Genomic DNA, 24,927 nt, shown 5'->3' on the forward strand with positions numbered 1-24,927 from the left:
TGCAAGCCTAAGGGCAAACAAATGGCCGGCTGCCGCCGCCGGCGCCGCCGCTCCTGTCAAAGGTCGCGACCTTGTGCGCCTGACAAGCAATTTCCGAATGCCACCCGATGGTTCCGCTTCACCCAGGAGTCGCGACCGCGGAAGCGTCGCGGGTAGCGGCATGTCTGGATTGGAACTCCGCCGAGGTGACGATTCCGAAGGCCACGGCCTCGCGCGTCATCGAGCCTGCGCGCAATTGGACGACATAGGTTTCGAGCCCGTAGCCATCCGCGGGACGGTCCAGAAGCAGCAGATACAGGAAGCCGATATATTCGCGGTCGGTCAGGCCGATCGTGGTGTATCTGGTTTCGAATTCGTCCGAGCCTATCATTGCCGTGATCATGTCGGGGAGTTTGGCTTGTCCGCTCTCCAGCGCCGCCGCCCACTGTTTGACGCTGGCGCTGTCGCCTTCGTGGCCGAGGATGAGGCAGTAGACAAAACTTGCCTGCCGCACCGGCGTGGACTTGGCCGCGGCCGTGGTTTCCGGATCACATTCCCAGTGCGGCTTGATTGGCGGCCGTGGACCGCGAGTGAAGTCACGCACCGTCTTGTAGGCGGCCTTCGGCTCGCCGGCCCGCCATTTGCCATCGGATGCGGGGGTTAGTCTCACCAATCCCATTTTCGCTTCGAAGCTGGGAGCCCAATAGGTCTCATCGAACAGTTCGTAGATATGCGCGGCCTCGACCTTGTACTTCTCGCTGAGCGCGCGAAGCTGCGTCATGGCCTGCTTGATGCCTTCGGCCTGCAGCCGCTCGCTGCGCTCACTTCCGTTAGGATTGTTGAATTCAGTGACCCAGATCGGCTTGCCGTAGCCCGACATTTCGCGGAAGGCCCATTCCGGATCTTCGCCATACATGTGCCAGACCGAGATGTCCCAAGCGATCCCGTCCTGCTTCATCCGCGCGAACGCGCCGACGTGGCCCCAACCGGCAGTGCCCAACGCCTTCCTGATCCCCGGATCGACCTCGATCATGCCATCGGACAGGCCTTTGAGAACGGCGCTTACCTTTACCCAGCGCGGGCCATAGTAATCGAGCGCTCCCACTCCCCCCGCGGGGCCCCATCCGCACGGATATTGTGTGCCGTCGTCGCGCTTCTCGCACGGCTTGATGATGGCGTAGTTCTCCAACTCGTTGCCGAGTTCCCAAACACGGATGTCGTCCTTGAACCTGGTGCCGAGGGCGACCGCGAGTTTCCGGGTCTTGCCGTAGAGGTCCTCAGGGCTGTCCTTGTCCAGATCGATACCCTGCGGTGTCAGGACCGGCAGGATCTCAATTCCCCTCGCCTTGCCAGCGTCGACAAGGCTGGCAAGCATATCCGCGTTGTCCTCGCCCGTGACGTTGACCCTGTACGATTTCAGGCCGAGATCCTTGAGGAAATCGAGCTGCTTGTCGATCGGGACGCCCGGATAGGAATTTATCGGATGGCCGTTGACGCCCCAGAGGAAATCGGCGGAAGCAGGTGCGGCTGTCGCCAGCAGGCAGGCTGCGGCGATTGCAAAACGAAAGGACATGGCAACGGGCTCCCTGCCGGGTGTCGAAGGGCGGGATAGTCGGGACTGCAGACGCTGGGTGCAATTTGCCCATACGGTTGAGTGGAGCCTCTCGTTACCCCTTTCGACGGTGGTCATTCCACGCCTATTGGGCGGCATGACCCGCACCAACCATTTGGCACTTCGCTGACACCCTCTCGTATCAACCTCGCCCAAATGCCTCGGAGAAAACCATTCGGGTCCGAGAGAGGACATTCTTTGTCCTGAGGAGATGGGCAACTGGAGGAAGGATCGCCAAATGTGGCGACAGGCTGAAGGCGAATTTGAACAGTTCGAAGGCCTCACGATATCGACCGCGGATCAAGTGTGATACGGCCGACCAGTAGGCGTCGCAGGCCAAATTCACTCGCGCAAGCGTAAGCAACTTGGCTGATTGTTTCTTGGCCATGTTGCAGGACGACAAGAAAGCCTCGACAGCCCTATATACGGCATCCAATCTAAGCTTGAAGTCCTGCCAGTACGCACTCGAAATATTATTCTTGTGTTCCCGTCGAATTCCTTGAATCGTATTTGTCTCGGCAACATCACCTATACTGACAAGCCGCATCAACATCTCAAGATCGTTAGTGAAGGGCAGCTCCCTAGTGTAATAACCTGCCTGTTTCTGCGCAGCGGTTCGCACCAATATGAAGCCGACCGGGCGGTGTAGCGGGCGGCGGCAGATATTCTCTATATATTCTGATCCCGAAATAATTGTCCAAGCCGGCGGATCTGTAGTGGTTGGCCCGGTCGGCAGAGCAAGCTCGAAATCAAGGATTTGCGCCGCTCCTTGTGCAACTGTCACCGTGGGATGTTTCTCCATGATGGAGATGGCACGCGACAGGCTGCCGGGCGCAAGAATGTCGTCGGAGCAAAGTATCGTAAAGTAATCCGCCGCCGCCTGGTCGATGCCTTCGTTCATGGAGGCAGTAACACCGACATTGACCGGATGAGCGACAATTTGGATCCGCCGATCGGTGGCGGCCAAGGCACGGGCCACCTCGAGGCTGTCGTCAGTCGATGCGTTGTCTATGACGAGCACGCGCAAATTCTCTACGTCCTGCGAAAGCACACTGTTGATACAGCCCGGCAGGAATCGCCCGTACTGATAATTCGGAATGACCACGTCAACGCTGGGCATAAGCACGCTCCGATTGCGCATCGTCAGGAAACCGCCCGCTCCGCACCAGCGATTCTGCATCTTCGCTGTGAGCCGCTTTCCGTAGTAAGGCGGATACTGCAGAAGCCCACGTTCGCCCCATGGAGGTTGCAGCATGCCTGCACCCCCCGCGGTTGGCCAACGTAGCCCTATCCGCCCGATCCATGTCGTAAGAAACAAGGGCGGCGCTCGTCCACTCCGTCAAAAGTGGAGGGCAGCTACTGCTATTTGTGGTCGGCCAGCGGAATCCAAGAATGCTATGGTTTCGGCACAATGAAATGACATTGGTTCCGGGGCGCTGTCAGCGGGAGTGGTGCATGTCACTGAGGGCTGGCGACTGGGTGGAAGTGCGGTCCAAGGAAGAGATCCTTCGCACGCTCGACAGGGATGGTCGGCTTGAGAATCTTCCGCTCATGCCGCAGATGTTTCAATATTGCGGTCGTCGCTTTCGCGTTTACAAGCGGGCGCATAAGACTTGTGATACGATCAATTTCGCTGGCGGACGAAAGTTGCCCGGCGGCATCCATCTGGAAAACCTGAGGTGCGATGGCAGCGCGTTTGGAGGCTGTCAGGCGGCGTGCCTGATTTTCTGGAAGGAGGCATGGCTCAAGCCTGTGGACATGCCGTCGACGGATGAGACCATCAAGTTGCGGAGCAACGAAGAAGGCTGCACAGAGGCCGATGTGCTGGCCGGTACACGAGCCAAGAACCAACCATTTTCGGGCGGCCCGAGATATTCATGCCAAGCCACCGAACTTCTGGAGGCGACCACCCGGCTTCCATGGTGGGATGTTCGGCAATACTTGGAAGACTACGCCTCAGGAAATGCCAGCGCGTGGCGCCTAACCGTGGGTCTCATTTATGCGGCAGTGTTCAGTTGCTATTATTACCTGCGCCGTTTGGGTCTCACCAGACTATCAGTGGGTGTCAGCTGGGGTTATGACAAGGTGCAGCGCCTCTATGGTGGCGTTCCGTTTCCACGATATCGTGGATCAATCCCTGCCGGCCGGCCGGTGCCAACGATCAAGCTTGATCTCCAACCGGGCGAGTTGATCAGGGTCAAGTCCTATGAAGAGATCCTGGAGACCCTAGATACCGATAATAAAAGCGTCGGTCTCACCTTCGACGCGGAGATGGTACCTTATTGCGGTCATACCTTCAGAGTCAGGTCGCGGGTAACGACGTTTGTTAATGAAAAGACCGGGCTTATCAACAAGCTCAGGGGACCGGCCGTCATCCTGGAGAAAGTCTGGTGCAATTCGCGGTATAGCGATTGCCGGATGCAATGCCCAAGAGCCGTATATCCCTGGTGGCGAGAAGTATGGCTCGAGCGGGCATCTTGCGACACAACTGATCAGAGAAGGCATGCGCAGGCCGCTCAAACGGAGACACGCGCGCATGCAGCCAGCGACACATGACCGACGAGCTCCTGGCTGCGAAAAGCGAGCGCAGCCTTAAGAACGAAGCCGTTTACAGTGGCGTCGCCAGGATGGTGAGCCAGGGCGCGAACCTGATGCTCAGGGTCGGCTACATAGCCACACTGGCACGCCTGCTCAGCCCCCACGATTTCGGCCTGGTCGCGATGGTGGTGGCCCTCACAGGCATTTTCGACGCCTTCACCACCGCCGGGCTTTCCTCCGCGACTATCCAGAAGCATGAGATTTCGTTTGAGCAGATCTCGGCATTGTTCTGGGTCAACATACTGGTGGGGATCCTTCTCGCGCTGCTCTGCGCCGCGAGCGCCTATCCTATCTCCGCCTTCTACAACGAGCCACGCCTGCTCTGGATAGCCATCGCGATCGCCCCAGGTTTCCTGCTCAACGCGAGCGGGGTCCAGCATGCCGCCCTGCTGGAGCGCAATCTGCGTTATGTCACCCTGAGCGCAATCGATACGGGCGCCCTGTGCCTGGGCATGGTGGCAGGCGTGCTGCTGGCGCTCCATGGTTATGGATATTGGGCACTGATCGCCCCGACCCTCATTACACCGGCGACCAATAGTCTGGGCTTCTGGATTGCCACCGGGTGGGTTCCTGGACTTCCCCGACGCGGCGCCAACATTCGCTCGCTCTTGCATTTCGGTGGGATCGTCACGCTGAATAACCTCGTCGTCTATGTTGGCTACAACGCCGAGAAAGTCCTTCTTGGGCGGTTCTGGGGCGCCGGGCCGCTTGGAATGTATACCCGGGCCTTCCAGCTGATCGGCATCCCAACGGCGACCATCAACAGCGCCGTCGGCGCTGTACTGTTCTCGGCCCTATCGCGGATGCAGCAGGATTCCGCGCGGTTACGGAACTTCTACCTCAAGGGGTATTCGATCGTCATCGCGGTAACGGTGCCGATCACAATGTTCTCATTCGTATTCGCACATGAGATCATAACCGTGGTTCTGGGCTCGCAATGGACAGAGGCGGCGACCATCTTCCGGCTTCTTACCCCCACCATCCTGGTATTGGGGATCATTAACCCCACCTACTGGCTGCTCATCTCGACCGGCAAGCAGAAGCGCAGCCTGTATATGGCTTTTGCCATCGCCCCACTTGTCATCGTTTCCTATTGCATCGGGATTTCCTTCGGCCCCGAGGGCGTGGCCCTGAGCTACTCCACGGCGCTGGTGCTCTGGCTCTATCCACACCTGGCCTGGAGCCTGCGCGACACGCCAGTTTCAATCGGGGACCTGTTGCGCGTGATCGTGAGGCCGTGGATGTCAGGCATGGTGGCCTCAGCGGGTGCGCTGGCGGCACAGCACTATCTCGGCGCGTCGGTTTCTTCACTTGTGCGGCTCGTGGCAGGAGGGGTGGTCCTGAGCGCCATCTATGCGTTCGTTTTGTTGTTCGTCTTCGGGCAGCTGCACCTGTTTCAGGATGTGCTGCTGAGCTTCCGGCGGGAGGCGCGGGCCAGTGCTTGATGCACCCAAACATCGACCGGCGAACAGGCGGAGCATCCAGTGCGCCGGATCTTGTGGGCGATTTGCTTCCCGTGAAGCTCTTCGAGGTGGCAGATGGTCACTGTAGCAATTGTCCATAGCTATCCGTACGACGCCTTCTTCGGCGGAGACGGCGCCTATGTTCAGGCGTTCGGGCAATATCTTTGGAGGTCCGGCCACGAGGTACACGGTTATGTTTCCGACATAGCGCGCGGAAGAAGGAGCCCGATCTGCAGGAGCGCATACGAGATAGAGAACTTTTCTTCGTGGCAGGTTCGAAAAAGCCTCAGATTGGGTCAGAGAACTTTTCTATCCACGGAATTGCTTGGCCCTGGAAATTTGGCCGGGTGGCTCCTCGGACGGAGGGCCGCTCCTGTTCCTGCGATGTCGGAGCGAGACTTCCCAGAGGGGGAAGTCCAGTGGGTGCTGGAAAGTATCGGAGCGCTGAGACCGGACGCTGTCGTATTGTTCCATGATGCCGTGCATTTCGCTTCCCGGCTCTCTCGCGGCGGCCACAGGGTCTTCTCACTCGTTGGCCATTTCAAGCACCGCCGTGGCGCATCGCACATGGTGGCCGGCGAAAACCCCGGCGCAGACAAAATTTGGGCTGAGGAGCATGGACTGTCGCGCTCGCTGAAGGCGGCGGAATGCGTCGGTTTCAACAGCATGGATGACGCTTGCTACGCCCGCGATCGGCTCGGGGTGAAACGTGTGATCCCTCTTGGCATGGGCTTCAACAATCACGAAAAGCAACCCGGCAGCAATGAGCCCGTCATCCTCTTTGTCGGGAATGCCACAGACCCAAATCGCGCCGCGCTGTCCTGGTTCCTGTCGGATATCTGGCCAACGGTTCGAACCTCATGCGCCGCGGCTAGATTCCGGATCGTCGGAACAGCGGCCTTCACTTGTGAGGCCGCCCCTGCTGGTGGCGTCGAGTGTGTGGGACCGTTGCCGGACCTCGCTCCCGAGTATCGGCGCGCGCAAGTGGTCGTGGCCCCGCTGGTATCCGGCACAGCCGGCGTCAAGATCAAAGTGGCTGAAGCCATGTCTTACGGCCGCCCTCTCGTGACGACCTCAATAGGTGTGGACGCCGCCGACACCCATCAGCTCGATGAGGGAGCGATCGTGGCTGATGGCGCGGCAGACTTTGCACAGGCGGTCATCGCGCTGCTGAGCAATACGGACCTCCGGCGTCAGAAATCCGAGGGAACTGCGCGTGTGTTCGCCAAGCTCTTTTCCTACGATGCGTGCTATGGCCCCTTCCTATCCTGGCTCGGCGAGGCAGGTCAGGCTGCTGAAGGCAAGGCGCCATCAGAGATGGCGTAGGGAGCAGGCATTCTCCGCAAGCGACGCGTCGGTGTCGCGCCATTCTTGCTCGGCTGATAGGCTTAGGGAATGCCACTTTCGGGGTAGCCTATGCAGTCGCTAAGACAAAATGGCATGCCTCGCGTCGCTACCTACTCCGAATGAGGCGCTGTCGCCGCCGGCGGCCAACAGGCAAGCTTCTCGAGCCGGCGCATGCGTTGGCGGCAGCGTTTCCTTTCGGCGGGAGATTTCAATGTCAGCCTTGTTCATCGATTCGAACCACGACGACGAAGAGCGTCGCCGCAGGCTTTACTCGGGAGACATCTTCATCTTCTCGGCGACACCGACTACCGAGGCCTTGATCGGCCTCGCCAGGGAGATGCTGGAAAAGGCGTTCGCACCGCATGATCCGCGAGCGATCCACGAGCACCTGACGGCTGAGGACGTCGCCTCGATACTTGGCAAGACCAAACCCGCCTTCATCCATCACCCGGAATGCAAGAGGCTGATCTCCCTCATCATGCAGGAACGGGGAATGGATCTGGAGAAGCTCTATTTCGACGTCCCGAGGATGAGGTCGGCCTATCCGTCCCATTTCCTGTCGTCGGGGATCGCCTACGCTTTCCATCCGCACCGCGACACCTGGTACTCGGCTCCGATGTGCCAGATCAACTGGTGGATACCGATCTATCCGCTCGACCCGGAAAACGCGATGGGGTTCTATCCCGGCTACTTCGATGCCCCGGTGAAGAACAATTCCGAAATCTACAATTACTACGAATGGAACACCAAGAACCGCGCCGACGCCGCCAAGCACGTCAAGAGCGATGCACGGGAGCAGCCGAAGCCGCAGCAAGAGTTGAACGAACGATCGCTCCGCTATCTGCCACCGCCGGGCGGCATCATTGCCTTCTCCGGCGCGCAACTGCACGAAACCGTTCCGAACACGACCGGGGTCGCGAGATACAGCATCGACTTTAGGACGGTCCATCTCGATGACGTGGTCGCCCGCCGCGGTGCCGCCAACGTGGATACCCGCAGCACGGGCACCACGATGCGAGACTATATCTGTGCGGCTGACGTCAGCCGGCTGCTGCCAGAGGAAGTGGTCAAGCTTTACGATGACGGCACCGAAACGGCCGACAAGGTGCTCCGGTTCGGCGACCGGCTTGTCGCCGCCCAATAGACGCGTCAATGCGACGACGGGCAGGAGCGGTGCAGTTGCGCCGGGATGCAGCGACGCGACTTGGCCTTTGCGCTCGTAGGTTCGTCTAAGATGCACTTCCAACTGCGCCTGCGGTCAGCAAATCTCTCCATTGCCGCAGGAAACGATCCTTGGTTGCAGCTGAGGCTGTATCGCGCAGCGAGCGGCTTGTTTCAGCTTTCTCCGCAGGGGTCCGGGAAAGCGCCGTCCGCATCGCGTCTGCAATCGCCGCCGGATCGTCAGGCCGCACCTGCATGCATTTGCCTCCCACGGCCTCGACGAGGGCGCTGCCGGTGGACACGATCGGCAACAGTCCCATGTAGGCAGCCTCCAGCGCCGGCATGCCGAACCCTTCGAGAAGGCTTGGCAGCAGGAATGCCTCGGCATTTGCATAGAGCCAGCGCAGCTGCGTGTCGGACACGTAACCCAGGAGTTTTACGCCGCCTATGGTCGCGGCAAGTTCCGAGATCTCCGCATGACCGTCGCCGCGCGATCCACACAGCACGTATCCGACACCCTGACGATGGAATCCGCCGTCTCGATATGCCTTCAGCGCGGCGATCTGGTTCTTGCGGGTTTCGAATGCGCCGACCGTAAGAAAATACGGCTTGCCTATGCCGGGAACTGGCTCCGCCGGGCCGTCGAACAGTTCGGTGCGGAGATATAGCGGAATTGTCTTCAGGAACCGGAAGTCGGAGCCGAAAAGGGACTCGAATTGGGTCGCGGAGAAATTGCTTACGAAAACGACCCCAGGTCTGGCGCGTCGGATTTTCTCGTAAGCCAGACGGTAGCTGGCGCAAGTCCGTTCGTCGTAGAGGTCGCGGTGCGTCAACGGGCCGACATCGTGGCACAGGACAACGTCGTTCTCGCTCAGGCGAGACCTCAGGACGAAGAGCGGATCCAGAAACAGCCGGATGCCATTCTTTTCGACCTCGTCGCGGATCAGGAACAACTCGCTGTCCTGCAGCCAGTTGATTTCCAGCATCATCAGCCGGGCGACAATCTTGCGGACCAGGTTCTCGGGAGCGAATGAACCCAACCGCCAGTACCGGACCCTAGCCCGGCTCGGGACGAATTCCCGGGTCAGGTCCTTGGCGATGTGATAGGCACCGGTCCTGTTCAGGATCGACAGCGAGTTGTCGAAAAGAACCGCCTTGGGGGACGGTCCTTTGCCCGCAGCTTGAAATCTGTCCAGGTCGATCCACTCGTTCATCATGCTCTCCTGGATTTCAGTCCGCCCATCAGACGAACTGGAAAAGCAAAGCAGAGATCGGAAATGCGGCGCTTCCTCATCGACGGTTGGCGGCTTCCGGGCGCCGACTTCAACATGTTTGCGGGAGCCTCAGGCTGCTTCGAAGAACAAGTCCCCCGGAAGGTTTCCCGTTTACAGGCGATCAACTATCGAACTCCCCGAAATCGGCGTCGACCTGGATCATGAGTTCCAGGTATTTCCAGGCGATCCAGCGCCAGGAATAACTGTTCGCCCTGGCGGATCCCTTGGCTACCAGCCACTCGCGCAAGGCCGGGTTGAGCATCAGCAGGCGCACGCGTTCTGCCCATGACTGGACGTTGTCGGGATCGGCGTAGAGAGCCGAATCCCCGCAGATTTCCGGGAGGCAGGGCGAGGTCGAGGCCACGACAGGGCAGCCCGACGCCATCGCTTCGACGGCGGGCAGGCCAAAGCCCTCGATGCGCGAGGGAAACAGGAAGCATAGGGCGCCCTCGAGCGCCTTCTTGAGGTCGTCATCGCCGATGCGGCCAAGCAGCACGAGGTTGCCGGGCATTGCCGGGACGTATCGCAGGACCGTGGTCTCGTCGACATCGCCCGGCATCCAGAGATCGAGACCCATCTCGTCGAGAAGCGGGGCCAGCCTGGCGAGAAGCCGCATGTTCTTGTATTCCTGATCCCGCCTTCCAAGGCAGAGCACATACGGCCTGCCGCGGTCGACGGTCAGCGACGACCGCGCCGCATCCCATCGCTTTGCATGGTCGCTGCCATTGTAGGTGACGACGATGTTCTCGTCCGGCGCGATGCCGAACTCCACCAGATGGCTGCGCGACAGTTGCGAGACGGTGGTGATGCGGGCGGCGCGTCGGCCGAGCGCCGGCAGGATCAGGCGATGCGCCCATCGGAACCCCCGCCCGTAGCTCGCCGGCATGAGCCTGGTGTGCAAATCGTGGATGCAGGCGATCTGACGCCGTAGCGCGACCGGCGCGAGGTTGCAGAAACTCAGCAATCCCCCGGGCACGTGCCAAGGCAGCTGCGCCTGCACCCAGAATTGCGGAAGGCGCGGCCTGCTGAATTCGGGAACGACCCGGACGGGGATTGCATCGAGACCAAGAGGCTCGGCAATCGGACGCGGCGCCACGAGGTCGATCTCCAGGTCGCGACAGAGCGGATGCCGTTCCGAAATGAGGGCATCGAGGGCCTGGGTAACCTCGCGGGCGTACCGGGCCACGCCGGTCGGCCGAAGCGTCGTGAAGTCCCCGTTTATCGTCCAGCGCCGTCTCGGCGCGTCGCGGTCCGCCCACGGCCGAGCGGAATGGCCGATCGGGGATTCGTTTGCTTCGGCAAGCGACCTTGCCAGCGGTGTCTCGGCGCGGTGGCCGTTCAATGGCGCGGCCGCTCTCGGTAGTGGCGGCTCCGCCGTGTCGAAGTCGAGCTTGCCCATGTCCGCCTTCCCCGGTCTTTCGCACCCCGGGCAAGACTAGCATTCCCGGGAAAACCAAGGTCCTCAGACGTTTGAGGTAGACCTAGCCTATCCGGATGATTCCGGACCGGCCGGATGACCCGATGGCCATGGTGACCCGGCGCCCGCGCGGTTCCACACTGAAGGCTTCAAAAGGGGCCGACATGGCAAGGCGCTGGACAATCAACGGGCGTTTTCTTTCGCAGCCGACAACGGGCGTCCAGCGCTACGCGCGCGAGGTCGTCCGTTCGCTCGACGCCCTGATAGCGGAACAGGGGCCGCTCGCCCGCGGCCTCAAGGTCGCATTGCACTGTCCGCCAGGGTCCGAGGAATTCCCCCTCGCAGCCATCGGGCGCAGGGAGATCGGCGGCAAGAGCGGCCATGTCTGGGAGCAGACGCAGCTCCCCTCGTCCCTCGGCGGCGGCGGACTGCTCAGCCTTTGCAACACAGGACCGCTGCTTTGCCGAAAGCATATCGTCTGCATCCATGACGCAAACGTCTGGAATGCCCCGCAAAGCTATTCGCTTGCCTTCCGAGGTCTCTACCGAGCGTTGCTGCCCTGCCTCGGCAGGACCGCGTGGCGCATTTCGACCGTGTCCGACTACTCGCTGCGCGAGCTGACCGGGCACGGCGTCGTTCCCGCGCAACGGGCTTTCGTTGCCCCGAACGGCCATGAGCATGCCTTGCGATGGAAGCCTGCACACTCGGCCGGGACACGGCTGGCGGCCTCGCGCGAAACCGTCGTCATGATCGGCAGCGCCGCGCCGCACAAGAATGTCGGGCTTGTCCTCGACATGGCCGAGCGCCTTGCCGCGGCCGGGCTCAGGATCGCCATCGTCGGCATGTCGGATTCGCGCGTCTTCAGGTCAGGATCGACCGGAGCCAAGGGCCAGAACGTCCATTGGCTCGGGCGCATTTCCGATGGCGAGCTGGCGGCCCTGCTTGGGGATTCGCTATGCTTGGCTTTCCCCTCGCTCACGGAGGGTTTCGGCCTCCCTGCCCTCGAGGCGATGGCGATCGGCTGCCCCGTCGTGGTCTCCGACCGAGCAAGCCTTCCCGAGGTCTGCGGGAACGCGGCGCTGTTTGCTCCGCCCGATGACCCGGAGGCGTGGTTCGACCGTTTCATGCGGCTTCGCGCTTCCGAGAGCCTGCGGCTGCAGATGACCGGCAAGGGAAGGGCGCGAGCCTCGGCATATAGCTGGAGAGCGACAGCCTTGCACTATCTCGAGGCGATGGCCATCGCCGACGGCATCGATACGGCGGCGAAGATCGTCAGGGTTCGCGAACTCACATGATCTCGTGAAGTGCCTGGACGGCCGCCAGCGACTCCAGGATGGCGCGGTCGAAATTCTCTTCGGAAAAGCGTGCCGCATTCATGCTGCAGGCGCGCGGCGCGATGGCATGACTGTTTTCCTCGAACCGTTCGACCGCCTCCTTGAGGTGCTCGACGGTCTGAGCCTTAAACAGAACCCCTGTCGGCTCGGCGGATGCTCCAAGGCGCTGCACGATGTCGACCGCGCCGCCGCGACCGAAGGCGATCAGTGGCGTCCCGCAGGCCTGCGCCTCGGCCAGCGCTATGCCGAAATCCTCGCAGCCGGCAAAGACCATCGCCTTGGCCCGCGCCAGCGTGTCCACGTAGTCCTGCCGGGGCAGGTAGCCCGAGAAGGTGACGTTCGGGCCGGCAAGCGCCCGCAGGCTGGCCGATTGCTGTCCCTCGCCGACGATGACCAGCCGGCGCGACGGCATCTGGTTGAAGGCCCGGATGACGAGGTCGGTGCGCTTGTAGGGCGCGAGGAAGGATGCGCAGACGTAGTAGTCGTCCTTATCCTCCACGCATGGCAGCTCCGCCAGAGCAACCGGCGGGAAAACGACGCGCGCATCGCGTCCGTAGATGTGCTGGATGCGGGAGCGGACATAGTTCGAGTTCGCCAGCATCAGGTCCGGACCGTGCGCGGTCCTTGTGTCCCATGTCCTCAGGCGGTGAAGCATATAGCGGTACAGCATCCCCTTGGGACCAAAGCCGAGATGCCCCTGCTGGAGATAGGAAAACTGCTCGTCCCAGGCGTAGCGGACGGGGCTGTGCACGTAGCACAGATGCGGCTGATCCGGCCTGGTGATCACGCCGCGCGAGAATGCGGCCGACGACGAGATCACCGCATCGTAGCCCGTCACGTCGAACTGCTCGATCAGGAAGGGGCAGAGAAAGAACAGCGAGCGATAGAATTTCTGCACCATCGGGAGCCGGTTGGCCGCCGAGGTATGGAATTCCACGTCGCGGAAATACTGTTCCTTCACCTCGGCCGGCAGGAAATCGAAGAGCGTGAAGACTTCGGCATTGGGGAACTGCTTGCAGATCTGCGCCAGAACCCGCTCCCCTCCCCGGAAATTCGGACACCAGTCGTGAACGACGGCAATCCTGGCGTACCTGTCGACGCGAAGCTCCGGCGCGACCGGCAGCTCCTCGATGGGGACATCGAGCTTGGCCGCGACCGCCAAATCGGAAGAGCGTTCGTGGAGCATGGATCCCCCTCGTACCGTCAGGTCCAGCAGTCTCGTTTCCACGTCATGGTCGCGGCAAGTTGTCCGATCGGTTACAGGCTGCTCCGGGCGCATGCCTGGCTAATACTTATGGCTGCGTGTCGTTCGACGGGATACTCCAAAAGCCGGTGGCCGGAGGTAGGCCAGGCTCGTTCCGTCTCCTTTTATGCAGGCTGTTTCGCCGCTCTCGTCGGTCTAGCGTTGGCGGAAACCGAAGGCTGGACGGGGCATGAAACTCGCAGTGATCATCGCGACCCTCGGCCGCAGGGAACAGCTCACGCGCCTGCTCGAATATCTGGGCGGCCAGACGAGACTCCCCGACGAGGTCATATTGTCGGCGCCCGATGCCGCGCATGTCGAGGTGCCGAAAAGCAGTCCCTTCCCCGTGTCGCTCGTTTTCGGGCCAATGGGATCGTCCGCCCAACGGAACACGGCTCTCGGGTCTTCCCTGGGGCGCTTCGACGTAATCACATTCTTCGACGACGATTTCGTTCCGTCCGCGGAATATCTGGAGCAGGTCGAGACGGCCTTCGCGGAAAATGAGGGATGGGCAGTGGTAATGGGCATGGTCGTCAGGGACGGGGCCAAGAATGCGGGCCTCACTTGGGAAGATGCCGAAGTCGCCCTGCGGGAAGCCAAGGGCAAAACGCATTATGGGCCGCCGGTTGTCGACCATGTCGGCGCTTACGGCTGCAACATGTCCTGCCGTTCCTCGATGGTGGGTGATGTGCGTTTTGACGAGCGCCTCGTCCTCTACGGCTGGCAGGAAGACATAGACTTCACCAGCCGGTTGAGGTCCAGAGGCCGTGTGGTCTGCGTGACCTCGATCACGGGGGTCCATCTCGGCATCAAGTCGGGGCGCACCAGCGGTGAACGGTTCGGATACTCGCAGGTCGCCAATCCGATCTACCTGATCAGGAAGGGCTCCGTTCCGGCCTCTTTCGCGCTCCCCCTGATGTTCAGGAATATTGCGGCCAATCTCGCAAAAAGCCTGCGGCCGGAGCCTTATGTCGACCGGAGAGGCAGGCTGAGGGGCAACATGCTCGCGATCCTCCACGTTGCCATGGGACGGATCGAGCCCGAATACGTCCTGAAAATCTGACGGCGGGGATGACAATGCGGAAATGGCTTGTGACGATGGCGACTTCCCTGGCGGTGGCAACCGCCTGCACCTTGCCGGCGGCGGCTGCCGAGTATCTGCTTGGACCGCAAGACAAGGTCAGGCTCAAGGTTTACGAATGGCGCGCATCACGCGACGTGATCTTCGAGTGGACCGCGCTCAACGACGAATTCGTTGTCGGTGCCGACGGTACGCTCTTCCTGCCATTTGTCGGCCAGATACGTGCGCAGGGCACCGCACCTGGCGACCTCGCCCGCGCGATCGGCGACCGCCTGATGCAGCAAATGGGCCTCGGCCGCCAGCCGGATGTCGCCGTCGAGATCGCCCAGTATAGACCATTCTATATCGTCGGTTACGTCACGCAGGCCGGCGAATTTCCCTACAGGCCCGGACTGACAGTGCTGCAGGCGCTGGGAATCGCCGGCGGCTTGCGGACACACGAGGATGACATCCCGCGGCTCGAGCGTGAAGTCATCGCGGGCCAGGGCGACGTGGGTCTGTTGGCGCTCAGCAGCGTCAGCCTGCTCGCACGCAAAGCGCGTCTGGAATCCGAGCTGGCCGGCAGCGACGACGTCGCCTTCCCCGCGGAACTGAAGGACAGGTCTTCGAACGCGACGGTCGCGGTGGCGATGGAACAGGAGCGCAGGATCTTCGCCGTTCGCAAGGACTCGTTGACAACGCAACTGCGTTCCCTGCGCGAGCTCAAGGAGTTCCTGGAGAAGGAACTGGACACGCTCACGCAGCAGCTGACCTTCCACGACAAACAGATTGAACTCATCGAGAAGGAACTGGCGAGCGTCTCGAGCCTTGTCCAGAAGGGGCTGGCGGCTGCACCGCGGGAACTCGCGCTGGAGGGCACTGTCGCCCAGATGCAGAGCGACAGATTGGCCGCCGAAACCTCGCTCTTGCGGGTCAAGCAGGAGATGAGCAAGACCGACATCGAAATCCTCAACCTCGGCAATCGCAACGCCAACGAGGCCGCCGAGGCCTTGCGGGAAACGCAGTCGCAGCTCAATGAAGTCACCAGCAAAGCCAACACCGCGGCGCAGTTGCTCCATGAAACCGCCGTCACGGCTCCTGCCCTGCTCGCCCTCAAGGAGCGCGCCGAAAGTGCCAAGCCGATTTTCAAGATCGTCAGGACCACGGATGGCGAATCCAAGGAACTTACCGTCGACGAAACGACGCCGATCGAGCCAGGCGATACCGTGAAGGTGGAAATCCCCCCGCCGCAGCCCGGCCTGGCTGCCCTGCCTGCGGACGACGGCGTCCAGGCAGGGGCGCTCCCGGCTCAAGGCACCAACTGATCAAACTCGTATCGGTTCCGGCGGGGGCGGCACCTCGTTGCCAGCATCGATCGCGCATGGGAAGGCGAGCCGCCAGCGCTATATCAGCGAACTGTTCATACAATGATCCGGGCTCTTGCCATGCATTTGTAGGCCGCCTATCAGTGGGGCGGTCGACCGGCTTCCGCACCAACCGCGCAGGGACTGGGCAACGCGACAAGGTTGCCTTCCTGCCGCAGCGAGCCAATCGGTCCGGTGGTGCCATTTGCTGGAGATGTCGGTGCTCACGAGTGTAGTCGCTGTATCGGCGGCAGGCGTTCTGATGGGACTGCGATTCAAGGCCCCCGCCCTGATCGCGGCCACTGCCCTGCTCATGATCGGCAGCTTGGCCTGGAATGGCCTTGGCTTGCCAGGCTATGTGACGGTCGCCAGGTTCCTTGTCCTGGCGTTCGCCTTGGCCTGCGCCTACATCGTCGGCCTGTCCCTTTCCGTACGCTGGAAGCGTTCCGAAGGCTGACCGGCTGCTGCTTCAGGAAGCCCTGTCGAAGCGCATCACTGCGAAGATGGTCCTGAACAGGATCACGAGATCGAGCCAGACCGACCAGTTCCGCACATACTCGCTGTCCATCGCCACGCGGCTGGCGTAGTCGACGCTGCTTCTGCCGCTCACCTGCCACAGACCGGTGAGTCCCGGCCGCGTCCGCAGATATTCCTGCAGGTGGTCGCCGTAGCGCCTGAGTTCGTCCTTGACGATCGGCCTTGGACCGACGCAGCTCATATCGCCGCGGATGACGTTGAAGAGCTGGGGGAGTTCGTCGAGGCTCGACTTGCGCAGCATCCAACCGAGGGTCGTGATGCGAGGATCGTCCTTGATCTTGTGGGTCTCCTCCCACTCCCTGCTCAGATGAGGATTGGCTTCCAGATATGCCTTGAACACCTCTTCCGAGTTCGCGACCATCGAGCGGAACTTATAGCAATTGAACGGCTTGCCGCCGAAGCCAACCCGGCTATGCGAGAACACTGCCGGACCTCCCGCAGTTATCCTGATCAGCAAGGCAACGACGATCATAACCGGCGCCGCCACTACCAGCGCCGTTATCGCGATGGCCAGATCCATGATGCGCTTCAGGAGACCTCCCAAGGGCGGGTTCGTCGTTCCTGCAGTTAGAGAAGACAGGTCTGTCAGCACAGCACCGGCGTTGCCGGGATCGGGCGCGGGAACAGCGTGCAGGACTGCCGCTCGGCTATCGGCCGGCTCGGGGAGAAATGGCTGAACCCAGATCGGCGTTCCCTGATGCGACGGCTTCTCGAAGGCGTTTGTTGTCATGGGACGGTCGCCGGTTCGAAATTGTTCTCGACACTCTTCCAACAGCGGGGCCCGTGAGCAAGAAAGGCAAAGGTGGTAGCGTGACGCTCCGACGCCATCCCCTCTAATCCCAAGGAATGATCCCCCTCCACGCTTTTGCGACTTCCGAGGGAGGAATATCGAGCTGCTCGTTTCATGCTTTGCGGTGGGTCGACGTGATGGCGCGAGCTCTCGTCAGCAGCACGCCAAGGATGGGCGCCCTGCCGGTCTGTAGCGTCCTGACAAGATTACGCAGCGTGTCGAGCGATGTGTTGCCCCACTCGGCGACCATGACGACGCCATCGAGGATGGATCCGATCTTCAGAATATCGGCTCCCGAGGCGAGCGTCGGCAGGTCGAAGATGACGATGTCATAGGCATAGGCGGCCAGATCGCAGGCAGCCAGGTCCGAGAGAAACGCCTCCATATTTTCTGGCACCAACAGGTTCTTGGTGTTCACCACAGGACCTGGAAGCAAATCGAACGGTCGCCCCGGAGCCCCGACGATGTTGAGCCGGACAGGTTCCTGGCATGATTTGAGCGAGCCGCGCGGGCCAAGCAGGCGCGTCGTCATGGTCGGTCGCCGGACGTCGGCATCGATCACCAGCGTCTTCAGGCCGGACATCGAATAGAGCGTGGCAAGATTGCTGGCGACGGAACTCTTCGAACTGTCGCTGGACACAGCGGTCAACCCAAGGAACTTGATCGGGTGGTCGGTCTCAGCAAGGCTGATTTCGGTCCGCGCTTTCCTGAGGCTGTCGCTGTATCGGGAGTGCGGATGTCTTCGCACTTCGTCGACGACGCCGTTTTCCCGCGCCCTGCCGATGGAAGGCAGTTCTCCGACGCATTCGATGCCGAGACCGTCCCGGATTTGGCGCGGCGACGTGATGGTCCAGTCGAACATATATCTTACGAACGACAGTCCGATGCCGAAGATCAATCCGGCGACCGCCCCGAAAACCAGTGTCAGCTTCGGTCTCGGAGCGCTCGGATCGAGCGGCGCCGTCGCGGCGGTGATCACCCTCGCGTCGGCAACCGGGTATGATTGCTGGCTTACCGAATTGGTGTAGGCCTGCAGGAAGCTCTCGTACATCTTCTGGTAGGTTTCGGCGGTCACCTCGAGCTCTTCAAGCGTCGGCTCGGCCTTTACCCCGTCCTGCGCTTCCGACTCATCGCTGACGCTGTAGTCGTGCCGCGACCGGAACTCCTGCGCCTTCGCCATGGCCTTGTTCATCTGGTCGCGCAACTGCTGAAGACGCATCTCGAGCCATGCGCCGCCTTCCTTCGCCGCCTCGGCCTTGGTCTCGATCTGCTCGCGCACGAAGGCATCGGCCGTGGCATTTGCAATCTTGGCTGCTCCCTCGGCATCAAGGGAGGTGAAGGATATGTTTATGGCGTAGGAAACGCCTACCCTGCGCACATCCAGGCCCTCGCGAAAAATCAGCATGGTGCGCCGGGACCTTTGGTACTCGGTAAGCTTTTTAGGAGTCTCGGGCACGCCCGAGGCAAACCACGAGATGTTCCGCAGTCCCAAAGTTTCAACAAGGATCGCTTCGATCTTCTTGACCCTCTCGGTCAGGATCGGTGCCTGCGATCGGTTGAATTTGGAGTCGTCGACGAGCTTCAGCTGGTCGAGGACCATCTGTGCAATCTTCTCCGACTGCATCACCGCAATCTGGCTTTCCACCTGGGCGGTGTCTAACGACAGGTTTACTTCGCCGCCGTCCTGCAGGTGTTGGGGCAATCTTGGCTCGATCAGGATCTGCGTGCTGGCGGTGAAAACCGGGTCGGTCGTCGAATTGTAAAACCAGGCCACCAGCAGTGCCGCGGCCAGGCAGGCAATGATTGTTGCGACATAGCGTTTCAGAAATCGGGCGATGTCGGAGACGCCGATGAACTCCTGGCTGCTGGAAGCCAGCTGCTCTGCCGTCGATGGCCATTGATGGGGGAATGCGCGGTCCATTCAGATTCTCCCGCGGGCGCGCGTGGAAGTCTCTCGCGCGCGCCGTCCCGATGCAGGCGGTCCATGACATTCGGCCGATGTCTTCATTGAAAGCTGAGGCCCCGCGATCCCAGACTGCCGCAAAAGAGTACGCCCGGCCCCCGGAAGGTAAACGCCGCCAATTGGCGTATGGGCCTACGCCCTATGGGAAGGGAGAATGCGCGACAGCCTCGCGCGCGTTCGGTCCAGAATTGACAGCTGCTGTTGCAGCGACACTTGCCGCATACGGTTCATCGCCAGGTTCCGCGTGAGGGTGTCGATCTTCGCGGCCATGCGTTCGGGGTTGTCGCCGTTTTCCATCGCCGCAAGCGAGAATGCGGCGCATTCCGTCATTCTTTCCGCGGACCGGCGGAGTTCAGCGGACTCCCTTTCCATGTCCGTTTGAATGCCCTGCAGAAGTCGAGCCAGGCGCCGGAAACGCCTTTCGTCGACATTCTCGCGGAACGCGATCAGCGGCATCAGCAAGCCACCCTTGTCGTGCGCGCTCGTACAGGACGCACTCCCAAGGATACAAAGCCTGAATGCCTGAACGAGATATCCTTTCGGCCGTTGGCGGGCATGCACCTATTGGATGAGGCAGCGCGAACCAGGCGTCGGAGCTAGCCGAATTCATGAAGCGGCCGGGTTCCGGCAGCGTGCTATGACTGCCCGGGCAATTGCGGAGCAAGCCCGTGATCCTGAAGATTGTCGGCCAGGCCAGGCCGAACACGTTCGCCTTCGAGACCAGTGCTCTCATCAAGGCCACTGGCTTCCGGGAATATGACGCGCGCTGGTGGTTCGGGCATCCAGGCTCCGGCAAAGAGCCCGAACTCAACCTGATGGGCGTGCAGGCGATCGGCATGGGGCTCGGCACACTGATCCGCCGAATGGGCGTCGGTCCGGACATCGTCACCGGCCACGACTTCCGCAGCTATTCCATGGGCATCAAAATGGCGTTGGTCTCGGGGCTGATGGCCGCCGGCGCGCGCGTCAAGGATATCGGTCTCGCCCTTTCCCCTACGGCCTACTTCGCCCAATTCGCACTCGACGCGCCGTCGGTGGCCATGGTGACGGCCTCGCATAACGAGAACGGCTGGACTGGTGTGAAGATGGGGGCGCAAAGGCCTCTGACCTTCGGCCCGGAGGAGATGACGGCCTTGAAAGTGCTCGTGCTGGACGGCGATTTCGATCTCCCGGGCGGGGGAAGCTATGAGTTCGTGGCAGGATTCCGCGAGGCCTACATCGAGGACCTCACCGCGGGAAAGAAGATCGGCAGGAAGCTGAAGGTGGTGGCAGCCTGCGGCAACGGCACCGCCGGCGCTTTTGCGCCGCAGGTGCTTGAGCGCATCGGCTGCGACGTCGTCCCGCTGGACGTGGAGCTCGATCATTCGTTTCCGCGCTACAATCCCAATCCCGAGGACATGCAGATGCTGCACGCGATCCGGGACAAGGTTCTGGAGACAGGCGCCGATCTCGGGCTCGGCTTCGACGGCGACGGGGACCGCTGCGGCGTGGTCGACAACGAAGGTAACGAGATCTTCGCCGACAAGGTCGGCGTCATGCTGGCGCGAGACATTTCGGGGCTGCATCGAAAGTCCGTCTTCGTCGTCGACGTGAAGTCGACGGGACTGTTCATGACCGATCCAGTCCTTGCGCAACATGGTGCGACCACCGACTACTGGAAGACCGGGCACTCCTACATCAAGCGGCGCGTTGCCGAACTCAATGCCATCGCCGGCTTCGAGAAGTCGGGGCATTTCTTCTTCAACCCACCGATCGGGCGCGGCTATGACGACGCACTCGTCACGGCGATCGCCGTCTGCGAGATGCTCGACCGCAGCGCGGGCAAGACGCTGGCGGACCTCTACCGCGATCTGCCGCTGACCTTTGGCACTCCGACGATGTCGCCGCACTGCCCTGATGAGCAGAAATACGGTGTGGTCGAGAAGGTTGTCGGCGAATTCACGCGGATGAAGGGAGACGGGATCGAGTTCGCCGGCCAGCCGCTGGCCGATCTGGTCACCGTGAATGGGGTGCGTGTCGTCGCCCGGGACGGCACCTGGGGTCTGGTCAGGGCCTCGTCGAACAAACCGGAAATCGTCGTTGTGGTGGAAAGTCCCGTCTCGCCGGAACGGCGCCGGGAGATGTTCGAGGCTCTCGATGCGGTGCTGCGCCGCAATCCGGAGGTCGGAGCCTACAACCAGACATTCTGAGAGGACTGGACCATGCCGGACCGGATCGTAAGTTTTGTCATGAGCGGCGGCGTCGGCTCACGGCTTTGGCCGCTGTCGCGCGAAGACAACCCCAAGCAGTTCCACGACCTTTCGGGCGACGGCTCCATGCTTGCGAAGACGGTCCGGCGCCTCAAGGCGCGGCCGGATGGCGAGACGCCTATCTACCTCATAGCGTCCGAGCGGCATGCCGACCGCCTTGTCTCGGACATCGGTCCGCTCGGCCTCAATGGCGGCAAACCGATTTTCGAACCGGTTGGCCGCAACACCGCCGCGGCGGTCGCGATCGCCACGCTGCAGACGATCTCCGAGCATGGCGGCGATGCGCTTGTGCTCGTGGTCCCCTCCGACCATGAGATATCCACCGAAAGGCAATTCTGGGAAACCGTCGAGACGGGCAGGCCGGCGGCCGCGTCGGGGCGGATCGTCGTATTCGGCATCAAGCCGACACATCCCGAAACCGGGTACGGTTACGTCGAGGTGTCGGCGAATGGCGACGGGGTGGCCGCCGTCTCGCGTTTCGTCGAGAAACCCGATGCAGAGACCGCCCGCCACTATGTGTCTTCGGGACACTTCTACTGGAACGCCGGCATCTTCCTGTTTCGCGCCGACACGATGCGGCAAGCGTTTCTCGACTTCCGGCCCGACATCTGGGACGGCGCAGAGCGGGCCTATAAGACCGCACGGGCCGATATTTCCGGCATCTATCTGCCGCAGGGCTTCTACTCGGCTGTCCCGTCGACATCGATCGACTACGCGGTCATGGAACATGCCCACGGCATCGCGATGGTCACGGCTTCCTTCCGCTGGAATGACCTTGGATCGTGGCAATCGCTGCTCGAGGCCAGCCCGACCGACGGCGACGGCAACGTCGTGATGGGCGACGTCGTCGCCATGGATTGCGACAGCTCCTACCTGCGCAGCCAGGGCAGGCTGCTGACCGTCATCGGAATGAAGGATGTGGCGGTGGTGGCCACGCCTGACGCCGTGTTCGTCGCGCCCGTAAGCCACAGCCAAAACGTCAAGAAGGTCGTCGAACAGCTGGAGAAGGGCGGACGCCTCGAGACGAAATTCACGGCGTCGGAGGACCGCGTCATCGTCAGCGGATCATGGCGCAAGCGCGTCGAGCACTGGCTCTTCGAGGAAACCCTGCCGTTGTGGTCGACGGCAGGTGTCGACGATGTGCATGGCGGCTTCCACGAGGCGCTCGGTTTCGATGCAAGGGCGCTCGGAAAACCCAAGCGCATGCGCACGATGGCGCGCCAGATCTATGCGTTCGCGGTGGCCAAGGAACGCGGCTGGGACGGACCGGCCGACAGGCTCATCGACCATGGCATCGGCTTCATCGTCAAACACGGTCGCAGCGACCGCGGCGGCTGGGTGCGCACCCTCAATTGCAACGGCAGCGTGGCCGATCCGGCGGAGGACGCCTACGACCATTCCTGCGTGCTGCTGGCGCTTGCCCACGCTCATCGATGCGGCCATGGCGACGCCTTGCGGCTTGCCCAGGAGACATTTGGCTTCATCGACAACCATCTCGAGGACGGCAGCCTGAATGGCTTCCTCGAGAGCCCCGGCTGGAACGGAGTGCGGTTCTCGAACCCGCATATGCACATGCTGGAATCCTTCCTTGCCTGGCATGACGTCACCGGCGACCGCGCCTATCTGCGCCGGGCGGCGCGCGTCATCGATCTCTTCCGGTGCCATTTCTTCGACCAGGAGAGCTGGACGCTCGGGGAGCGTTTCGACGTCGACTGGCTGCCTCTGCCGGGAGACGACGGACAGTGGACCGAACCAGGGCATCATTTCGAATGGGCCTCGCTGCTCGTCGAGTTCTCCCGGGCGAGCGGGCAGAAGGACCTGGTCGCCTATGCGAGGAAGCTCTATTCGTCGGCGGTCGCCAGCGGACTGAACCGGGCCACGGGTCTGGCCTATGCTGCCGTATCGCGGCACGGGATCCCCCTCGACCGGCTCTCCCGAAGCTGGCCGCAATGCGAGGCGGTCAAGGCGGCCGTCGCCCTGGACGGCATTGGCGGACCCGACCTGAAACCCGAGATCGAAGCGCGCGTCGCCCGCCTCTTCAGATGGCATATCGATCCGGCGCCGCTCGGGCTGTGGGTCGACAGGATCGACGAGCGCGGCAGGTCAGCGGCGACGGAGGTCCCGGCCAGCATCTTCTACCATCTGGTCACCGCGCTGATGCAGTATCTGGACAAGACCGGAGGACAGGTCGAGCCCTTCCCGATGCCAGTTTCGGATACGGGCAAGCCCTCGCTCAGGCAGGTCAACGCCTGACCCGAATAGCAAGGCATGGATTGCCCGAGCCGAGGCAATTGTCGGGGAGGCGCGGCCTTCATTTCGCGAGCCCAGTCGAATGCGGCGACAGCTCGGCTTCCAAACAGGCATCATCCAAAGGGACGAGCTCCGGCTGGCTGCCGGCACGCGTTCGCCAGGCACGAATTCCTGTCCAGATCGGACCGTTCCGATGGGTAGTACGACGAGCATCCGCCTTTTTGCTAAATTAGCAATTGCAGGAAAATGAATAAGATGCGGGCTTAGCCGGCGCCCCCCAAAAGACGCTGGTTAGGCCCAGCGGCCACCCAACTCGTACCCGCGTCTGCTGGGCCGCCTTGAACCCGCATCTGTCGCCGTTCTGCGACAACTCCGCCAGCCTATTCGACAATCGGAATCAGGACGAACAGTGTTCGGGTCGTCAGCCACACGCCGACGAGTTGATCTCGATTCTCCAAGACTACAAATATCTGGTATTTCGGGAGGCTTGGGTTGGCACGCGCCCAAAATGCAAAATCTTTGCGCAAACCCACCGGACACCAGGCCGATGCACCGACGACATCGCTAGGGCGAAAGCGAGCATTACCTCGTTCGCAAGCCTATTGGGCGACTTGGGACACGGCCGACATCAGTTCCTGCGGGCTTGGTGCTCCAAACATGTGCCGCCCACCCTCTGGAACCTCGGTGAAGCTCCAGCGGACAATGCCCTGCCGGTCCAGCAGGAACTGACCTATCAGTTGTCCGTGTCCGGTCGCCATCATCTGCTCGTCGGCTTCGGTCACTTCGTACTGGTCCTTGTTGTTGAGGATTTCGCTGGCCGAAAAAGGATCCATTGGACCGGGCAACTCGCCCGGTACGTTGACCCGCATATCCTTTGCCGCTGCGATCGAGACCTTGTAGGGCCAATTCGTCTCGTCTTCGGTGAATTCGAGATTGGGCAGGCCAAAAGCGCGATGTGAAGCACGTTCAGGGTCGGAGGCCGCAAGCAGGTTCGGCATCGGGTGGTAGCGGAAATAGAGACGCGCCCGTTCGATGGGCGTGTTGACCACCGTCAGGCTCCCCACGCCCTTTTCGCGCAGTTCCGGATCGAGCCGCGCCTGGGCGGCGATATGGCGCCGGCAAAACGCGCAGTGCAGACCTCGAAACAGGCCGACCAGCACCGGTTTTTGGCCGCGAAAGTCGTCAAGCGCAATCTTGCCCTCGTGGGTGATGGCGTCGAGTATCACGTTCGGCGCACGGTCGCCCGGTTGAAGCGGTATCAAGTCAATGCGCGCTGACATTCCAAC

The 24,927-nt window shown here is 61.7% G+C and carries 19 protein-coding genes; 10 read left to right on the forward strand and 9 right to left on the reverse strand.

What is annotated here, in order from left to right; all coding sequences use genetic code 11:
* Positions 1-118: 118 nt before the first annotated feature.
* Both PU724_RS22460 and PU724_RS22465 read right to left on the reverse strand, forming a co-directional pair.
* Positions 119-1,747 carry a DUF4214 domain-containing protein gene (locus PU724_RS22460; protein WP_426213646.1) on the reverse strand — a complete coding sequence of 543 codons (1,629 nt, stop codon included), beginning with the start codon at positions 1,745-1,747 and terminating at the stop codon, positions 119-121.
* The gene (locus PU724_RS22465; protein WP_354422890.1) at positions 1,734-2,846 is read right to left on the reverse strand and encodes a glycosyltransferase family 2 protein; all 1,113 of its coding nucleotides are present in this window, start codon (positions 2,844-2,846) and stop codon (positions 1,734-1,736) included. The genes PU724_RS22460 and PU724_RS22465 overlap by 14 nt, the downstream gene beginning before the upstream one ends.
* A gap of 200 nt (positions 2,847-3,046) precedes the next feature.
* Here PU724_RS22465 and PU724_RS22470 point away from each other — a divergent pair, with 200 nt between their 5' ends.
* From PU724_RS22470 to PU724_RS22485, 4 genes are all read left to right on the forward strand, one after another.
* Positions 3,047-4,147, forward strand: a complete 1,101-nt coding sequence (locus tag PU724_RS22470) for a hypothetical protein (RefSeq protein WP_354422888.1) — start codon at positions 3,047-3,049, stop codon at positions 4,145-4,147.
* Entirely contained in the window at positions 4,144-5,634 is a 1,491-nt protein-coding gene (locus PU724_RS22475) for a lipopolysaccharide biosynthesis protein (RefSeq protein WP_354422886.1), read from the forward strand. Before PU724_RS22470 ends, PU724_RS22475 begins: the two co-directional genes overlap by 4 nt.
* 441 nt (positions 5,635-6,075) lie before the next feature.
* On the forward strand, positions 6,076-6,978 hold the full coding sequence (locus PU724_RS22480; RefSeq protein WP_354422884.1) for a glycosyltransferase: 903 nt from the start codon (positions 6,076-6,078) through the stop codon (positions 6,976-6,978).
* A 232-nt stretch (positions 6,979-7,210) separates the two neighbouring features.
* Positions 7,211-8,143 (forward strand): phytanoyl-CoA dioxygenase family protein, encoded by a 933-nt coding sequence (locus tag PU724_RS22485; protein ID WP_354422882.1) that lies wholly within the window; start codon positions 7,211-7,213, stop codon positions 8,141-8,143.
* An 85-nt stretch (positions 8,144-8,228) separates the two neighbouring features.
* Here the strand turns inward: PU724_RS22485 and PU724_RS22490 are convergent, their stop codons facing one another.
* Positions 8,229-9,374: a glycosyltransferase gene (locus PU724_RS22490; RefSeq protein ID WP_354422880.1), complete on the reverse strand. Its 1,146-nt coding sequence runs from the start codon at positions 9,372-9,374 to the stop codon at positions 8,229-8,231.
* Positions 9,375-9,555: 181 nt separating this feature from the next.
* Positions 9,556-10,833: a glycosyltransferase family 4 protein gene (locus PU724_RS22495; RefSeq protein ID WP_354422878.1), complete on the reverse strand. Its 1,278-nt coding sequence runs from the start codon at positions 10,831-10,833 to the stop codon at positions 9,556-9,558.
* A gap of 182 nt (positions 10,834-11,015) precedes the next feature.
* Between PU724_RS22495 and PU724_RS22500 the strand changes: the two genes are divergently transcribed.
* Positions 11,016-12,146: a glycosyltransferase family 4 protein gene (locus PU724_RS22500; protein WP_426213647.1), complete on the forward strand. Its 1,131-nt coding sequence runs from the start codon at positions 11,016-11,018 to the stop codon at positions 12,144-12,146.
* Here PU724_RS22500 and PU724_RS22505 read toward each other — a convergent pair.
* Positions 12,139-13,371: a glycosyltransferase gene (locus PU724_RS22505; RefSeq protein WP_354422874.1), complete on the reverse strand. Its 1,233-nt coding sequence runs from the start codon at positions 13,369-13,371 to the stop codon at positions 12,139-12,141. The genes PU724_RS22500 and PU724_RS22505 overlap by 8 nt on opposite strands.
* 247 nt (positions 13,372-13,618) lie before the next feature.
* Here PU724_RS22505 and PU724_RS22510 point away from each other — a divergent pair, with 247 nt between their 5' ends.
* From PU724_RS22510 to PU724_RS22520, 3 genes are all read left to right on the forward strand, one after another.
* Positions 13,619-14,491 (forward strand): glycosyltransferase family 2 protein, encoded by an 873-nt coding sequence (locus tag PU724_RS22510; protein ID WP_354422872.1) that lies wholly within the window; start codon positions 13,619-13,621, stop codon positions 14,489-14,491.
* A 35-nt stretch (positions 14,492-14,526) separates the two neighbouring features.
* A complete protein-coding gene (locus PU724_RS22515; protein WP_354422871.1) occupies positions 14,527-15,813 on the forward strand; it encodes a polysaccharide biosynthesis/export family protein in 1,287 nt (428 codons plus the stop codon).
* Positions 15,814-16,057: 244 nt separating this feature from the next.
* A complete protein-coding gene (locus PU724_RS22520; protein WP_320320591.1) occupies positions 16,058-16,309 on the forward strand; it encodes a hypothetical protein in 252 nt (83 codons plus the stop codon).
* A gap of 12 nt (positions 16,310-16,321) precedes the next feature.
* On the opposite strand, the gene PU724_RS22525 is transcribed toward PU724_RS22520, so the two are convergent.
* From PU724_RS22525 to PU724_RS22535, 3 genes are all read right to left on the reverse strand, one after another.
* Entirely contained in the window at positions 16,322-16,909 is a 588-nt protein-coding gene (locus tag PU724_RS22525; protein WP_426213648.1) for a sugar transferase, read from the reverse strand.
* A gap of 382 nt (positions 16,910-17,291) precedes the next feature.
* Positions 17,292-19,100: a GumC family protein gene (locus PU724_RS22530; RefSeq protein WP_354422868.1), complete on the reverse strand. Its 1,809-nt coding sequence runs from the start codon at positions 19,098-19,100 to the stop codon at positions 17,292-17,294.
* A 174-nt stretch (positions 19,101-19,274) separates the two neighbouring features.
* A complete protein-coding gene (locus PU724_RS22535; RefSeq protein WP_292349445.1) occupies positions 19,275-19,598 on the reverse strand; it encodes a hypothetical protein in 324 nt (107 codons plus the stop codon).
* Positions 19,599-19,810: 212 nt separating this feature from the next.
* Here PU724_RS22535 and PU724_RS22540 point away from each other — a divergent pair, with 212 nt between their 5' ends.
* Both PU724_RS22540 and PU724_RS22545 read left to right on the forward strand, forming a co-directional pair.
* Positions 19,811-21,331 carry a phosphomannomutase/phosphoglucomutase gene (locus PU724_RS22540; RefSeq protein WP_354422867.1) on the forward strand — a complete coding sequence of 507 codons (1,521 nt, stop codon included), beginning with the start codon at positions 19,811-19,813 and terminating at the stop codon, positions 21,329-21,331.
* Between the two features lie 12 nt (positions 21,332-21,343).
* A complete protein-coding gene (locus PU724_RS22545; RefSeq protein WP_354422866.1) occupies positions 21,344-23,644 on the forward strand; it encodes an AGE family epimerase/isomerase in 2,301 nt (766 codons plus the stop codon).
* 596 nt (positions 23,645-24,240) lie between these two features.
* On the opposite strand, the gene PU724_RS22550 is transcribed toward PU724_RS22545, so the two are convergent.
* On the reverse strand, positions 24,241-24,921 hold the full coding sequence (locus tag PU724_RS22550; RefSeq protein ID WP_127309698.1) for a redoxin domain-containing protein: 681 nt from the start codon (positions 24,919-24,921) through the stop codon (positions 24,241-24,243).
* Positions 24,922-24,927 lie beyond the last annotated feature (6 nt).

The organism is Mesorhizobium abyssinicae (genome assembly GCF_049887195.1).
In the GTDB taxonomy this organism is placed as follows: Bacteria; Pseudomonadota; Alphaproteobacteria; order Rhizobiales; family Rhizobiaceae; genus Mesorhizobium; species Mesorhizobium abyssinicae.

What these genes read in the sequence shown, in the direction of transcription:
- PU724_RS22465 (WP_354422890.1), bottom strand. Translation starts at nt 2,846, where the DNA reads ATGCTGCAACCTCCATGGGGCGAACGTGGGCTTCTGCAGTATCCGCCT.
- PU724_RS22470 (WP_354422888.1), top strand. Translation starts at nt 3,047, where the DNA reads ATGTCACTGAGGGCTGGCGACTGGGTGGAAGTGCGGTCCAAGGAAGAG.
- PU724_RS22475 (WP_354422886.1), top strand. Translation starts at nt 4,144, where the DNA reads ATGACCGACGAGCTCCTGGCTGCGAAAAGCGAGCGCAGCCTTAAGAAC.
- PU724_RS22485 (WP_354422882.1), top strand. Translation starts at nt 7,211, where the DNA reads ATGTCAGCCTTGTTCATCGATTCGAACCACGACGACGAAGAGCGTCGC.
- PU724_RS22490 (WP_354422880.1), bottom strand. Translation starts at nt 9,374, where the DNA reads ATGAACGAGTGGATCGACCTGGACAGATTTCAAGCTGCGGGCAAAGGA.
- PU724_RS22495 (WP_354422878.1), bottom strand. Translation starts at nt 10,833, where the DNA reads ATGGGCAAGCTCGACTTCGACACGGCGGAGCCGCCACTACCGAGAGCG.
- PU724_RS22500 (WP_426213647.1), top strand. Translation starts at nt 11,016, where the DNA reads ATGGCAAGGCGCTGGACAATCAACGGGCGTTTTCTTTCGCAGCCGACA.
- PU724_RS22505 (WP_354422874.1), bottom strand. Translation starts at nt 13,371, where the DNA reads ATGCTCCACGAACGCTCTTCCGATTTGGCGGTCGCGGCCAAGCTCGAT.
- PU724_RS22510 (WP_354422872.1), top strand. Translation starts at nt 13,619, where the DNA reads ATGAAACTCGCAGTGATCATCGCGACCCTCGGCCGCAGGGAACAGCTC.
- PU724_RS22515 (WP_354422871.1), top strand. Translation starts at nt 14,527, where the DNA reads ATGGCGACTTCCCTGGCGGTGGCAACCGCCTGCACCTTGCCGGCGGCG.
- PU724_RS22525 (WP_426213648.1), bottom strand. Translation starts at nt 16,909, where the DNA reads ATGGATCTGGCCATCGCGATAACGGCGCTGGTAGTGGCGGCGCCGGTT.
- PU724_RS22530 (WP_354422868.1), bottom strand. Translation starts at nt 19,100, where the DNA reads ATGGACCGCGCATTCCCCCATCAATGGCCATCGACGGCAGAGCAGCTG.
- PU724_RS22535 (WP_292349445.1), bottom strand. Translation starts at nt 19,598, where the DNA reads ATGCCGCTGATCGCGTTCCGCGAGAATGTCGACGAAAGGCGTTTCCGG.
- PU724_RS22545 (WP_354422866.1), top strand. Translation starts at nt 21,344, where the DNA reads ATGCCGGACCGGATCGTAAGTTTTGTCATGAGCGGCGGCGTCGGCTCA.
- PU724_RS22550 (WP_127309698.1), bottom strand. Translation starts at nt 24,921, where the DNA reads ATGTCAGCGCGCATTGACTTGATACCGCTTCAACCGGGCGACCGTGCG.